This window comes from Pelagicoccus mobilis (genome assembly GCF_016595505.1).
Classification (GTDB): domain Bacteria; phylum Verrucomicrobiota; class Verrucomicrobiia; order Opitutales; family Opitutaceae; genus Pelagicoccus; species Pelagicoccus mobilis.
Genome location: NZ_JAENIL010000006.1, coordinates 174,271 through 188,279, shown reverse-complemented (window position 1 = coordinate 188,279; position 14,009 = coordinate 174,271). Strand labels below are relative to the sequence as shown.

The following is a 14,009-nucleotide window of genomic DNA, read 5'->3' as shown; positions in this document are numbered from 1 at the left end:
TGTTATTCGTCGATATGAATGATCCCGTGGCGGATGGCCGCGATTGCGGCTTCGGTGCGGTCACGAACATGCAACTTGGCGAAGAGGGTTTTGAAATGGGATTTTACGGTCTCGTCTGAAATTGATAGATCGCGGGCAATCTCCTTGTTGCTTCGACCTTTTACCAGGGCTTCGAGGACGTCGCGCTCGCGCTCGGTGATTGGGGCTCGGCGGGCCCGTTCAGCAAGGCGTTTCGTCACCGTTGAGGGAAGGGTGGCCTCCCCTTTGTAGACTGCTTCCACGGTCTCGGCTATGTCTTCGATAGGCATGTCTTTGAGAATGTAGGATGACGCGCCGGATTCGAGAGCACGGTGAATGTCTTCATCCCAATCGTAAGTCGAAATGACGACGATTTTTGCACCGGGGTGGCGTTTACGGATTCTGAGTGTGGCTTCGGCTCCCCCCATGCCAGGCATGCGAAGGTCCATAAGTACGATATCGGGTAGAACGTCTTCGTAGACCTCGAAGGCTTCTTCTCCATCGGCGGCTTCGGCGATGACAGTCATGTGCGGGTGGCTGTTGATCAGGGCGATTAGCCCCATCCGCATGGGTGGATGATCGTCTACGATCATGACTTTGAGCGGATGTTCTGAGCTTGGGGAATTCTCTTGCATCTTGGGCTATGTTAGTCGCTGACGCTGACGCTTATGCGCGTGCCTTGGCCGAGGGCAGTTTGGATCGTTACTTCTCCGTCGAGCAATTCAATGCGTTCCTGGATGCCGACGAGTCCGAAGCTACGTTGGGTTTCGTTGTCGACTGTGTCTTTGTCGAAACCGATTCCGTCGTCTTCGACGGATAATTCAACCCTCCGTTTCTGGTAGTGGATTTCCACTTTGATGTGTTTGGGCTGAGCGTGCTTGCAGGCGTTGGTGATGGCTTCCTGTCCGATACGCAGGAGATTGTTTTCAACTACTGGAGCGAGGCGGCGGCGTTCGCCGGCTATTTGGGTGGATACGCTGATGTCCGTATCTTCTGTCAGTTGATTTCCAATACGATCGAGCGCTCCGGCGAGATCGTGCTGCTCCAGAACTTGGGATCGCATGTTCCAAATGGTCTCGCGGGCGTCGGAAAGGGCGGTGCGAGCGAGTTTATGGGCGGTTTGAATGTGGCGTTGGGTCGTTTCGCCGAGGTTGCGGGAGTCAGTGCGGACCATTTCGAGTTGCACGGAAATCGCTCCGATATTTTGGGCCAAGGTGTCGTGAATCTCGCGGGCGACTCTGTTGCGTTCGTTGAGGATCGCGGTGAACTCGGATTCTGCCATGGCACGATGCTGCTTTTGCTCTTTTAGACGGTGGCGAGAGAGAAGTATGATTACCGCAATTGTGAGTAGCGCCATCGAGAGGATGACGGCTAGGGCATAGGCAACCCGTTTGGGTGTCCACCATGGGGCTGGTTGAATGACGGTGAGGTCGTCGGGCGAGCGTAGCAGAATGTGTAAAGACTCGGCCCACCATAGGCCGTTGAGCGGTACGGTTTCTCCTTCACCGACAGTAGCTATACCCGAAATTGTCACCAGACTGCCAGGTTGCCACTCAGGCAACGAACCATTTATGCCTGCGAGGGTAAGGGAGGCTCGGATGGTTGTATCCAAAGCTTGGAGCGTGAGCTCGATGCTCTCGGGGTAGCGTTGGATTTCAAGAAGTTCCGCATCTAGGCTTACGAGATCTGAGTCATGGCGGGTAATGGATAGAATCTCGTCGAGCGCTGCGGGGGCGGGAGGCGCTTGCTCTCCCGCTTTTTGGAACACGGCATCTTCGAGAACCGGACTGTAGGTTCCTGATTCGGGAAATCCGAGGACATCTACGAGGTCGCCGGGATTCAACTCGTCAAGCTGGGTGCTTTGAACTCGTAGGCTTTGGTCCTGGTCCCTAATCCAGAATGCCTTTCCGATCTGCTGGTGGGTGACGATGCCTCTCACGTGGACGCGATGTCCGGGGCGCCCACCTGTCGGGTCAAAAGTGAATAGGCTGGAAACGGGTTTGTGAGGACCGTTGAAGTCGATACGAAGCGGAGGTACCAAGACCTCCGGTTTGACTCCGATCGGGGTGTGTAGGATGGGGCGGACGAATTGCCTGTTTCCGTTGTGGAGGTAGAAGCAGTGCCCTCGGAGTTTGATTTTGGCGTCTAAGAGATCGCTTGGGGCGATAGCCTCCTGCATTTCGACAAGTAGCTGTGAATCCCCATCTGCCAGCTTGAGTTTTGTGTACGAGCGAGGAGTCGAATCCTCGGAATTATCGTAGAGGTAGGAGGGGGTTGGGGCGATCTCGGCACTTCTGACGATTCCAGTCACTTCGACCCACGCAACGTCCATTTGGCCGGAGTGCAGCTCTGAAATGGTGGTCTGAATCGGATCGGGAATGCGGGTGGTACCGATGCGACGAACTGATGTGGCAGAGGCGCAGGGTGCATAGTCTCCAGGATTGCTCACACCTTCGACCTCGATGAGGTCGCCCGGTTGAAAGTCGACTGATACATCGGGTTCGAAGAATACGAAGATCCCGTCGGTGTGGTCTTGCATGGAGAACGCGTTGTTCTCTCTGGAGATATAGCACCCTTGTAGGCGGATGGGGATTTGTTGGGCTGCTTCGGCTGGGGTGAGCGCTCTTATCTGAGCTGCGGTTGTTAGGAGCTGGGATTGAGATTCCTCCTGAGCTTGAACATGAGCTAGCAGGATGAAGGCCTGAAGCATAGCCAAAAAAAATGGGAAGCGAGTGAGTGGTCGAGGATTCAATTGGAGGTGTGTCGGGTCGGTTGTCAGCCGTCTGCCAAAAGCTGGGGCGCTAGGGGAAATTGAATAGCGAAGGCGGTTCGTAGCAAGTGATAAGGCTGCGAAAGAGTGCATCGATTGATTTCCCCCAAATGGGTGAGAGGCAGCGAAGCGACTCTATGGTAGGCTGGTAGTCCCCCGAGGTATGAAGAGTAACGAAGACATAAACGTAAGAGCGTGCGTGAAGCCAACAGAGGGGGAGATGTCGATTCGAGTTTTGGTTGTCGACGATCATCCATCGATGCGAATGGGCATCATTGCGTTGATCGATAGCCAGCCCGGGATGGAAGTGATCGCGGAAGCGGCTGATGGCGAGGAGGCGATCGAGGTCTATGAGGATGTGCAGCCGGACATCGTGCTGATGGATTTACGCATGCACATCATGGGAGGGGCGGAAGCGATCCTGTCGATTTGCCGGAAGTTCCCGGAAGCCAAAGTAATTGTTCTGTCAACGTACGACTTAGACGAGGACATCCACCGGGCGATCCAGTCAGGAGCGAAGTCTTACTTGCTGAAGGATATGCCGGTCGAGGAGATCGCAGGAACAATCCGTAGCGTATTCAAGGGCGAGGACATTTTGCCCCGTCAAGTGGCGGAGCGGCTAGAGGAGCGGTCTCGTCGTCAACAGCTGACCGAGCGAGAGCGAGAGGTTTTGGAGTGTCTGATCCGTGGACGCAGCAACAAGGAAATCGCTCGCAGCATGCACGTCTCTGACGAGACGGTGAAATCCCACTTTAAGGCTTTGTTCTCCAAGCTAGGAGTGCGGGATCGGACCGAGGCGGCGATAACCGCCATCCGCCACGGAATCGTGCATCTGGATTGAGGCGGTCTATTCCTTTTCGCCTACAACTGGGAGCAGGAGGTAGGAAGGCTGGGTGGTCGAATGGTGGACGGTGTTAAAGGCGATGGTGCCTACGGTTTCATCGTAGTTGTTGCCGCCGGTGTTTAGGTTGCGTTCCCAGCGGGGGAAGTTGGAGCTGGTGACCTCGAGACGGATGCGGTGGCCGGGGGCGAAGTAGTTGCTAGTGGCCCTTAGGTCGATGCGGATTTCGTAGCTTTCGTCGGGCTCGATGAGGCTTGGGTTCTCGAAGCCGTCGCGGTAGCGCATTCGTAGGGCACCTTCTTGGATGTTGAAGGCCCGACCGTCTGGGTAGACGTCAACGAGCTTGGCGGTGAAGTCGGTATCGACTGTGGAGGAGGAAACGTGCAGGACGAGCTCGATGGAACCAGTGACTTCTAGACCTTGCTCGAGGGGGGCGGAGGTGTAGACTAGGATGTCGTTGCGGAGTTCGATTTCCGATTGATCGTAGCCGCCGGCTTCGGTGTCGCTACCGGTGCAGCAGGTGTGACCGCCTAGGGAAGGTACGGGATTGTTGGGGTCGTAGACAAAACTGTCGTATCCGCTTTTTGATGACGATTGACGGGATAGGGTACCGTCGCCGAGCCGGCTGTTGGCCTGACCGCCGCTGCCGAGGTACCACTTTTGCGGGTGGCTGTTTGCGGGAGGCCAAGTGGGGCTGCTCTTCCATTCGTTTTTGCCCATGAGGTAGTATTGCACCTTGGGCATGTCGGTGGCTCCATTGTCCTCGCCTTTCAACCAATGGTCGAGCCAGCGGATCTGTAGGTCTTGGATGGGCATACGGGCGTCGCCGAGTGGGCGGTCGCCGACGAGGGTGTTCTCGGTGGCATCGCTGAAGCCGCAGTGAGTGCTGGGAGCCATGATGATGAACTGGTTTTGGGCGGCTCGCTCACTGAGGGCGTTTTTGCTGAAGAGCTTGAATATCTCGAGGGTTTCCTCCGGGCCGTAGTCGTACCAGGAATCGATGAAGAGGGCGGGGATGTTGAAGTTGTCGTGAGCTTGCACGAGGTCGAGATTGCGGAAGTAGGGACCGTCTGGGTTGCTGGTGGCCCAGAGCTTGTAGTCGGAAGGCGGGGTGTCGGCTCGATCAAGGAGGGTATCGATGGGGAGCGTGTCGAGGAAGGTCAGGTAGTGGTCGAAGTCTACTTTGGGGGCGGGATCGAAATGAGCGGCGTCCGGCGACTGAAACCACTCCTGGCGATCGATGTGAGGCGGTGGTTGGTAGAAGACTTTGCTGCCATTGCTAGCGAACCAGCCGGCGGTTTGGGCGAGCTCGAAGACGCCCCCGGAGAAGGACTGCCAGGCTCGGCCGGGTTTGTAGTAGCCGGAGGCGGGAGCGAGGGGAATGGAGGTGATGTGGTTGGGGTGTTTGGCCGCGGCGAGCACGAGTTGGGCCTCGCCCTGGTAAGAGCATCCAACGGTGCCGAGTTTGCCGTTGGACCAAGGGCGGGTGGTTAGCCATTCGACAGTGTCGTATCCGTCTTCGCGCCTACGGTACTGACCTTCTGATTCGAAGCGGCCTCGGATATCTTGAATGGCGAGCGCGTAGCCTTGGCGAACCAGCTCCCGATAGAGGGGGTCCCAATCGATAACGTGCTGTTTGCCGTAGACGGTTCGGATGAGGACGACGGGAAGCTCTTCACGGGCTTCTGCGGGAAAATAGAGATCCGTTGACAGATGCACGCCATCCCGCATGGGGATCATGACGCTACGCTCTTTGCGGATGGCGTCATCGCTGGCCACGAGGCAACTGCTGAGGGTGAGGGCGAGAAGGAATGTCCTTATCATGGGAGAATTAGCGTTGGATCTGGAGGGTGAGTTCCGTGGAGGGGAGGTCCCTGTTGGAAAAGCTCACCGTAATGGTCCCTTCCGATTCAAGGGCCTGAATGTAGGCGACGAGTCTGCCGTTTTTCGTATGAGCTTTGTTGTCGCGGTGGTTTTCTGAGGCGTCGTGGGATGCGTTTTCGAGTCCCAGCAATCTGCCGGGACCCTTTATTTCGCAAGCGATCTCATGGTTTGCTCCGTAGACGAGCTGTCCTTGTTCGTCGACGATTGTGATCTCGATGGGAGTGACGTCGTATTGGGAAGCCAACTTCAGTTTAGATGGTTCGGCTCGTATTGCGGTTGGGATTCCGTCGGGCGAGAGGCTGTCGCGGGCGATCGGCTTTCCGTTTTTGTAGGCGATGACTTCGAGTTTGCCCTCTTGGTAAGGTATATCCCAATGAATGATGGCAGTTTCTGGATCGTAGGCCTTGCGTGGTCCGATCGTTTTTCCATTGAGAAGAAGTTCTGCCTCGTCGCCATTTGTGTAACAAACGGCTCTGATAGTCTGACCGGGATTGTAGTCCCAGCTTCGGCCAGCGTCCATAGAGATGTATTTGCTTTTTGGATAGGTGCCGAGATAGGCAACGGGTTTGTCGGACCACAGAGCTCGCCGAAAGTGTCCGCGTGGCTTGATTGTGTTTGCGAGATCGACCATGCCCGTGGTGAATCCGCGCGAGGGCCAGCGGCCCGACTCTCCGAGGTAGTCGAAGCCGGTCCAGATGAATTGGCCGAAGATGAAATCGTTGTCCGATACAGCTTTCCACGCAGGTAGGTCGTGGCGCGTTTCGCTGCCGTAGAGCACGCGTTCAGGGTAGTTTTTATGGTCCACTTCGTAGCGAGATTCGGTGTAGTTGTAGCCCACTACGTTCAAGGCGGCAGGGTATTCGGTCTGATTGGACATCACGGCCCCGGCGAGGGCGGCCGTGACTGGACGTGAAGTATCGTGTTTTCTGACGACGGCGGCGAGGCGTTTGGCGATGTCACCCAGGCGCTCCGCGTTTGGCTGTTTCTTTTGGTATCCAGCTACGTGCTGCTGGCCGATACCTTCCTGATCGAGAATGGGGTGGCTGTAGGGATCGTTGGGATAGTCGACTTCGTTGCCGATGCTCCACATGATGATGGAAGGGTGGTTGCGGTCGCGTTTGACCATGGCGGCAAGATCGCGTTCTCCCCATTCTTCGAAGAAGTCAGCGGAGCCTTGGAAGCCGGGCTTTCCTTTGTTCCAGCCTTTGATCCATTTCTTTTTTGGGTATTCCCATTCATCGAAGGCCTCGTCCATGACGAGGAAGCCAAGCTCGTCGCACAGATCGTAGAGGTCGGTGGCTTGTGGGTTATGGCTCATGCGGATCCCGTTGACGCCGATTTCCTTGAGCGACTGCAAGCGCTCGCGCCAGACGATTTTGGGAACTGCGGAGCCGAGAACGCCGGCGTCGTGGTGCAGGCAAACGCCTTTGATCTTCATGGGTTCACCATTGAGCGAAAATCCGTGGTCGGGATCGAAGCCGAGAGAGCGGATGCCGACGGGGGTTGAACTGGAGTCGAGAAGTTGGCCGTTCTCTGTGAGACGTGACTCCAGACGGTAGAGGGCGGGACTGGTGACGCTCCATAGCTGGGGATTCGAGAGAGTGAAACTACTGCTCTGTGTGTTTCTGCCGCCACTATCTACGTTTATTGGATTGCTTGTGGCGGCTACTTTTTGACCATCCGGGCCGATGAGGGTGTGTTCAATGCTTAGCTCTTTGGAGTCTCCTTGGAGGTGGTTCTCTACCTCGGCCTCGAGGGTTAGGGTTGCTTCGCCCGACTCGTTTAAGGTCGCTTCATAGCTGATGCCCCACTGGGCGAAGTGTATTGGATTCGCGGTGACAAGATGAACTGGACGGTAGATGCCCGATCCGGTGTACCAGCGCGAATCGGCATCGAGACTGTGATCAACTCGAACGCTGAGGACGTTTTCACCGCCAGGGTCGAGGTGAGGGGTTATGTCGTATTGGAAGGAAACGTATCCGTTTGGTCGCTCGCCTAGCAGCGTTCCGTTGAGGAAAACTTGGCTACGGTTGTAGACGCCTTCGAAATAGAGGTAGTAGCGTTTGTCCCCAAGTGAGTCGCTTGGAATATCGATTTCGGTTTGGTACCAGCCGATGCCGCCGGGGAGGTAACCGGTACAACTGGATTTGTCGGGGCTGGCTGGATACTCGACACTCCAGTCGTGGGGAACGATGATGTCTCGCCAATTCTGGCTGTCGCTAGGGGGCGTATCCGCTGTAGTGGAATCGGCTAAATGGAATCTCCATTCGTGGATTTTTTGTGATTCGCCGAAGCCTTGGGCCAAGGTGGAACCGCAGATGGCCAGAGATGCGAGGGAGAGAGTGAGTGAAGTGGAAGTCATGTTTTCAAGTGGTTGTGGAGAAAGGCGACAATTGCGCCTCGCCACTTAGTTGCCGATTGGCGAAATCAAGTAGGAATAAGACATGTCCTCAGCCGAGACGAGGTACTGGTCGTGTGGTCTGTTGCCCCAACTGTTGTCGCCGCCTACACCCATCTGGGAGTGATCGATGTTTACGCTAACGAGAGGGCGGCGAACGATGTCACTGGTGCGTCGCTGGGCTTTTTGCATGCCGGGATCGAAATCGGATTCGTACTGGTGCCGCGCGTTGAAGCCGAAGGCGCGGTCAATGCCTTGGATTCGGATTCCGACGCCGTCGCTATTGGTCAATGTGAGCCAGCGGGTGTCGGTTCGGTATCCATTCTCTTGTGGTCGCCCGTAGGCGAAGAGGAGTTCATCGACGCTAGACTGGTATTGTCCGACGAATGCTGCGGTCTTACGGTCCGAATAGTTTTCGAAAGGGCCTCGTCCGTACCAGGAAGCGTTTGAGTACTCCTCGTGTAATACGATATTGTTTCCGAATCTCGGAAGGTCTGGCAGTCTGGCTTTCTGGATGTCGAGCTCATTGTTTACGTGGATGGAGCCGTCTCCATAAATCGAGTACGTGACCTGGATCTTCGCATGTCCAGATGCGATATCCAATATGGATACGACTTGAACGGAACCGTCGGAGAGTGTGTCATGGCTGAATTGCTGCAAAACTTGATCTTCGGTCGCCTGCTTCCAGATCGCGTGGGTTTTAGGCATGTTGTAGCCGAAGTCGTTATCGGTTGGGGCTCGCCAGAAGTTTGGCCTCAAGGCCTCCTTGATCATTTGTTTGCCGGAGTAGGAAAGGCCGCTCAAGGCACCCGTTTTTGCATCGAAGGCGATTTCGAATTCTGGTCCTGATACGAGAAGCTCGCTTCCGTTTTCGTTTACGCTTAAGGCACTGTTTTCCTGAGACGTGATCCCGGCTCTTTCTAGATTTATATCTGAGAGAGCGAATTGTTCGGCTGCGAGCTCATAGCCTATGGGAAGGAGTGGTTTCTCCACCGCGAGCTTAGCGGATAGGTTCAGAAGGAACTCCCCGTTTCTTGGGTCGTAATCAAGCGTATCCAGTTTGACGCGACGGGATTCGCCTGGGGCGATGTTGAGAGTGGGCAGATCACCGCTTGCGATTGCTTCGCCATTTTTTAGCAGGGTCCAACTGAATTGGAAATCAGCGAGGGGTGTGAAGTCGTATCCGTTGGCAATTTCGATTGTCTTTGAATCTGCTTCGAAGTCGCGGAACTTGATGAACTGGTAGACTTTTTTGACTTCGAAAAGAGCGGGATGCGGGGTGCGGTCGGCGTTGATGAGGCCATTGAGGCAGAAATTCTGGTCGTGCCTGAGGTGTCCGCTACCGAGGTGTCCCCCATAGGCCCAGAACGAGTTGCCGTTTTCGTCTTTGGCTAGGAGCCCTTGGTCGACCCAGTCCCAAATGAAGCCGCCTTGCATGATGTCGTAGGATTCGATGACGTCCCAGTAGTCCTGCAGATTGCCTACGCTGTTGCCCATGGCATGGGCGTATTCGCACTGGATGAGGGGGCGTTCGGGCGTTTTCTCTGCATATTTGATCATGTCTTCGATTTTCCAATACATAGGAACTTGGAGATCGGAGTTCGGAAAGTGAGTTGCTCCCTCGTACTGGACGGGCCGCGTGTCCTGAATTGACTTTAGCCAGTCGTATGCGGCGAATTGGTTTTGTCCGTTACCGGCTTCGTTGCCCAACGACCAGATGATGATGGAAGGGTGGTTTTTGGAGCGTTCGTACATGCGCTCAGTACGATCAAGAAAAGCGCCTTTCCATTCCTTGCGGTAGGCAGGATGGATCCAGACTTTGAACAAACCTTGATTAGTGGTGCCCATGCCGTGGACTTCGATGTTGGCCTCGTCGACGACGTAGAAGCCGAGGCGGTCGCAGAGCGTGTAGAATGCGTCTTCCTTGGGATAGTGGCTGCAGCGGATGGCGTTGATGTTGTTCTCCTTCATCAATTGCAGGTCCTTGAGGGTGAGCTCCTGCTCCATGACGTGTCCGGTTATGGGGTGATGGTCGTGGAGGTTGACGCCCTTTAGGTAAACGGCCTTTCCGTTGACGAGCAGTTGGGCGTTTTTGATTTCGATTCGGCGAAAACCGACGTCGAATCGGGTCGATTCGGGATCTCCCTTGTCGGGTTGGACGAGGACTTTTAGTGAATAGAGTTCAGGCGTTTCGGCTGTCCATTTGCGAACGTTTGGAATGGTTTTCTCCAAATTGATGGTCTTGGTATTCCCAGCTGTTACCTGCACGGATTCTTCGAACGTGAAGACTTCATTTTCGCCATCGTAAAGCGTGGCTGCGAACTGGAGAGTCTGGTCCTTGGAATCGCTGTTGCTGAGTTCGACGGTGGTGGAGAACTCCCCGTTTACGTAGCGGTCGTCGAGGTTTGCGATGATGGTGAGGTCCTTGAGAGTGGCCTTGTTGGTCGCGTAGAGCCAGACGTCGCGTTCGATGCCGCTGAGGCGCCAGAAATCTTGGTCTTCCAAATAGCTGGCATCGGACCAGCGGTAGACTTCTAGGGCCAAGGTGTTTTTTCCATCCTGCAGGTAGTCGTTAATTTTGAATTCGGCTTCCGTCTTGCTCCCTTCGCTGTATCCGACCCTCTGACCGTTGATCCAGAGGTAGAACGCGCTGCGAACCGCCCCGAAACTGAGATAAATGTCTTTGTTTGCCCAGGAGTCGGGAACTGTGAACTCGTGACGGTAGCTGCCGACGGGATTATCTGACTGATCTATGAATGGAGGATTCTTCGGAAAAGGGTAGACGAGGTTGGCGTAGATGGGGATGCCATGGCCTTCTAGCTCCCAGTTGCTAGGGACTGGGATGGTGTCCCAGTCAGAGACGTCGTAGGAAGGAGCTTCGAAGCCGATGGGGCGATCGGCGGGCTTGGGAACCCAGTGGAATTTCCAATGACCGTTGAGAGATCGGTAGTAGGGAGATTCCGCTCGCGTGGAGTTGGCAGAGGGGGAATCGGATGCGAAGCGTGTGAAATTGGCCTGCGGCGCTTCGCGGTTGATCTGGAAGATTTCGGGATCCTCGAGTTCGGGGCTTTGAGCCATAAGGCTGCTAGCGAAGGTGAGTGAGGTGCTGTATAGAAGGGCGCGCTTAGCGACAGTTGCGAAGTTCATTGAGGTTTCGGAAAGGGGTTCTCCTGTGGCTTGGGGAGTCAGATTTCGCGACTCCCAGCGTACCCTCAGAGTATCGCTTGGACGCTTCTCCGTCTATCCCCCGAATTGGGGAAAGAAGGGAGGTGCCTAACTGCTCCCGCTTACTTCTGGATCATTCCAATGTCTTTCAACCAAGCCTCGAAACTGCGGGTCCACTGTTTCGCTGAGTGGTCACGGCCGAGACCGAAGCCATGTGTGCCTTTCGAATAAATGTGCAGTTCAGCGGGGACGTTTTTCTCGTTGAGAATCTGGTAGAATTTTAGCGTTTTTTCGGAGGGGGTGGAGGTGTCGTCCAGTCCGTTTACGATGAATAGAGGAGGTAGGTCTTGCGCGCCGGAGATGTCCTCTTGGTAGCCATCCTGAAGCCAAGGGTAGATGAGGTAGGCGAAATCGGGGTAACTGTCCGTGCTTGTTTCATCCGGGTTGATGAGGACGGACAGAGAGAGGTGTCCGCCTGCAGAGAAGCCGCCGATTCCGATCTTGTTGGGATCGAGATCTAGCTCTTCGGCTTGGGCGCGAAGGATTCTGACCGCTTCCTTGACGTCCTCTGTGGCTGCGGGGAGGTAAACCTCCTTCGAGAAGGGGCGTTTGCCTGTGCGGTCGGCCGTGTTCGTTCGGTATTTGAGCACGATTGAGCTAATCCCTTGTTCCTGGAATTGAAGAGCGATTTCGTGGCCCTCGCTGTCGATCCAGACATCGTTGTAGCCTCCTCCTGGGAGTATTACAACGCCTACGCCGGTGTTGTTTTCGCGGGAAGCTCGATAGAGGTAGTAGCTCGGAGTGGATACGTTGCTGTACGCTCGGGAGATCTGTAGGCGGGCATCGGGGAGCCAGGATCCGTATTTGATCAGGTCCGACTCATCGTATACGATAGGATTCCCAGGAAGGCCATCTGGCCAAAGTAGGTGTTCCTCTCCAACGAGCCTGTCGATTTTCGCTTGTTTCTGCCGAAGCGCCTCCTGTTCCTCTGCGGCCGCGTGCTTGTCCAGTACTTCGATGGCGAAGCCCCAGTCCCTGACCATGTCGACGACTTTCACCAGTATGAGGTTCTTGCCCTTTTTAAGTGAAACTTTGAATACATCCTGGCCAAATCCGAGCCCGCGGGCGACGTAGTTGCTGTGAACTAAGGAGCCGTTGAGCCAGACCTTTATGGCGTCGTCGGACCCGAGCGAAATCATTGCTTCCTGCTCAGTGTCGGAATAGATCTCGCAGAACGCATAGGCCATCACGTGGTCCGGATGACCGAAGAGAGTATCCAGATCGGTGATACCGTTTTCGGATACGACGACATGCTGCGGGGATACCGTGACAGCCTTGCCTTTTTCATTCGTATAGGTGAGGTCGGCTTCGAGCGACAGCGTGTTGTGTGCCTCTCCTCCTCGGCTTGCGAGATAGTCTTTGTAAAAGCCAAGGTGCGTGCTTCCATCTGGCAGTGGCTCATCGACTTCCGGGCTCGGGAAAGGGCCCGCTACGATCCAATTTTTAATGAAACCCCTGGCTTCTACTTTGTGGATGATTTCGTCAGCTGGAGTAGCTTGGGAGTAAGTTGTGCCGCATGCCAATAGCATGAGCAGGGAGCGGAGAACGCGATGGGGCATCTAAGAGTGCAAACGGTTTTTGGGGGGGGATTTTGCGAATGAGCTTCGTGAAAACCACAGAATAGCCTCTAGCTGCTCCTGAGTCTATCCCCCGAATAGGGGAATCGGGCTTGAAGATAACCGTCGTTTCGATCGTTCGTACCCTTGAAATGAGTGACTCAAAGCTTATCAAGCGCGTTCCAGATTTCCTCTGGAACGGGGATTCCGTCTCTGAGGCGTTTCTCGCGCGTTAGAGCGGCTCTTTCTCCTGGATAGCGAACGTTCTCAGGCTCGTCGCCCTTCAGCCAGTCAATCGCCTCTAAAACGCGCTCCGCGATTTGTTCTTTTTCGCCACTGCGGTTGATGTCGAATACAAGGAATACTTGGGAAATCTGTTGCTCGCTCGGCAATGCGGCGATGTGCGACGTGGCGTTCCCTGAAGCGATGAGGCTTGCGAGTAAATCGAGCGCAAAGGCGAGCCCGGAGCCTTTCCAGAATCCCGCTGGCAGAAGCCTGCCGGACTCCAGGATTTTTGCCGCGTCCTTTGTAGGCTTGCCGTCGATGTCCATGCCGCCGTCCACTGGTAGCGGTGTCCCGTGAATACGCTGTTGCTCGAGTTTGCCGTACGAGAATTGCGTCATTGCCATGTCCAAGACAATTGGCGCTTCTTTGTGGGGAGCCGCTATGACGAGTGGGTTGTTGCCAATACGTGGAAAACTACTTCCCCATGGCGGCATGTTAGGCAATGTATTCGTTCAGCAAATACTTGCATATCCAGCATCCGCTGCTTGTTTACCGTAGGCTCCCCCGCGCATCCAATGATTCGTTCGCCGGAGTGCAACACAGCCAATGCCAAACTCCTTCGCTAGGTCGATGGCGCGATCCATGGCAGCTCGAGCATTTAGCGGACCTGCTCCGCACAGTCCATCCCATTGCTCCCAAGCTCCGAAGCTTGCCACTCGCTTCGGCCCTTCGGTGGGAAGGACGTGTCCAGCGTCTGTTGCCTTGATGAAGTTCGGAAAACGAGCTAAGCCGTGAGAATCGACACCCTCGAGGTTGTTCTCTACGAATGCGTCGGCAATGATATTGGCTGCCTTTTCGCTGAAGTTTCTTTCTAGGAGAAAGGGAAGAACGCGTTGTTTAATGGAATCGGCAGATAGAACCAGCATGATGGGGTGGTTGGCGTCACGTTTGGCAGTCTTTCGGTTGCTTCGGAATCACGGGGCGGAATTGGAAAGTCAAGGTTGATGTGGCCGGTGATTCGCAGCTTTCTAAGGTTTACGAGATAATCGTTTTTCTACCTTCGTATTTCTTCGTTTCCCTGAATGGATAGAC

Annotated in this window: 7 protein-coding genes and 1 pseudogene; 1 reads left to right on the top strand and 7 read right to left on the bottom strand. The window is 55.1% G+C overall.

Annotation, left to right across the window (positions count from 1 at the left end):
• Positions 1-2 precede the first annotated feature (2 nt).
• Positions 3-653: a response regulator gene (locus JIN87_RS04630; protein WP_200354358.1), complete on the bottom strand. Its 651-nt coding sequence runs from the start codon at positions 651-653 to the stop codon at positions 3-5.
• An 11-nt stretch (positions 654-664) separates the two neighbouring features.
• Positions 665-2,728 carry a sensor histidine kinase gene (locus JIN87_RS04625; protein WP_200354357.1) on the bottom strand — a complete coding sequence of 688 codons (2,064 nt, stop codon included), beginning with the start codon at positions 2,726-2,728 and terminating at the stop codon, positions 665-667.
• A gap of 223 nt (positions 2,729-2,951) precedes the next feature.
• Between JIN87_RS04625 and JIN87_RS04620 the strand changes: the two genes are divergently transcribed.
• Complete coding sequence (locus tag JIN87_RS04620) at positions 2,952-3,629, top strand: response regulator (protein ID WP_200354356.1); 678 nt, start codon at positions 2,952-2,954, stop codon at positions 3,627-3,629.
• 6 nt (positions 3,630-3,635) lie between these two features.
• Here JIN87_RS04620 and JIN87_RS04615 read toward each other — a convergent pair whose 3' ends face one another.
• The 5 genes and pseudogenes from JIN87_RS04615 to yiaK all read right to left on the bottom strand — a co-directional run bounded on the left by JIN87_RS04615 (position 3,636) and on the right by yiaK (position 13,843).
• Positions 3,636-5,453, bottom strand: coding sequence for a CocE/NonD family hydrolase (locus JIN87_RS04615; protein ID WP_200354355.1), 1,818 nt, complete (start codon positions 5,451-5,453; stop codon positions 3,636-3,638).
• 7 nt (positions 5,454-5,460) lie between these two features.
• The gene (locus JIN87_RS04610; protein ID WP_200354354.1) at positions 5,461-7,875 is read right to left on the bottom strand and encodes a glycoside hydrolase family 2 TIM barrel-domain containing protein; all 2,415 of its coding nucleotides are present in this window, start codon (positions 7,873-7,875) and stop codon (positions 5,461-5,463) included.
• A gap of 45 nt (positions 7,876-7,920) precedes the next feature.
• Complete coding sequence (gene lacZ / locus JIN87_RS04605) at positions 7,921-11,058, bottom strand: beta-galactosidase, LacZ type (RefSeq protein WP_200354353.1); 3,138 nt, start codon at positions 11,056-11,058, stop codon at positions 7,921-7,923.
• Positions 11,059-11,198: 140 nt separating this feature from the next.
• Positions 11,199-12,695, bottom strand: a complete 1,497-nt coding sequence (locus JIN87_RS04600; RefSeq protein WP_200354352.1) for an alpha/beta hydrolase — start codon at positions 12,693-12,695, stop codon at positions 11,199-11,201.
• Positions 12,696-12,853: 158 nt separating this feature from the next.
• A pseudogene (yiaK, locus tag JIN87_RS28120) lies at positions 12,854-13,843 on the bottom strand (3-dehydro-L-gulonate 2-dehydrogenase).
• Positions 13,844-14,009 lie beyond the last annotated feature (166 nt).

Coding starts and splice junctions, on each gene's coding strand:
- JIN87_RS04600 (WP_200354352.1), bottom strand. CDS start 12,695: ATGCCCCATCGCGTTCTCCGCTCCCTGCTCATGCTATTGGCATGCGGC.
- JIN87_RS04620 (WP_200354356.1), top strand. CDS start 2,952: ATGAAGAGTAACGAAGACATAAACGTAAGAGCGTGCGTGAAGCCAACA.
- JIN87_RS04630 (WP_200354358.1), bottom strand. CDS start 653: ATGCAAGAGAATTCCCCAAGCTCAGAACATCCGCTCAAAGTCATGATC.
- lacZ (WP_200354353.1), bottom strand. CDS start 11,058: ATGAACTTCGCAACTGTCGCTAAGCGCGCCCTTCTATACAGCACCTCA.
- JIN87_RS04610 (WP_200354354.1), bottom strand. CDS start 7,875: ATGACTTCCACTTCACTCACTCTCTCCCTCGCATCTCTGGCCATCTGC.
- JIN87_RS04625 (WP_200354357.1), bottom strand. CDS start 2,728: ATGCTTCAGGCCTTCATCCTGCTAGCTCATGTTCAAGCTCAGGAGGAA.
- JIN87_RS04615 (WP_200354355.1), bottom strand. CDS start 5,453: ATGATAAGGACATTCCTTCTCGCCCTCACCCTCAGCAGTTGCCTCGTG.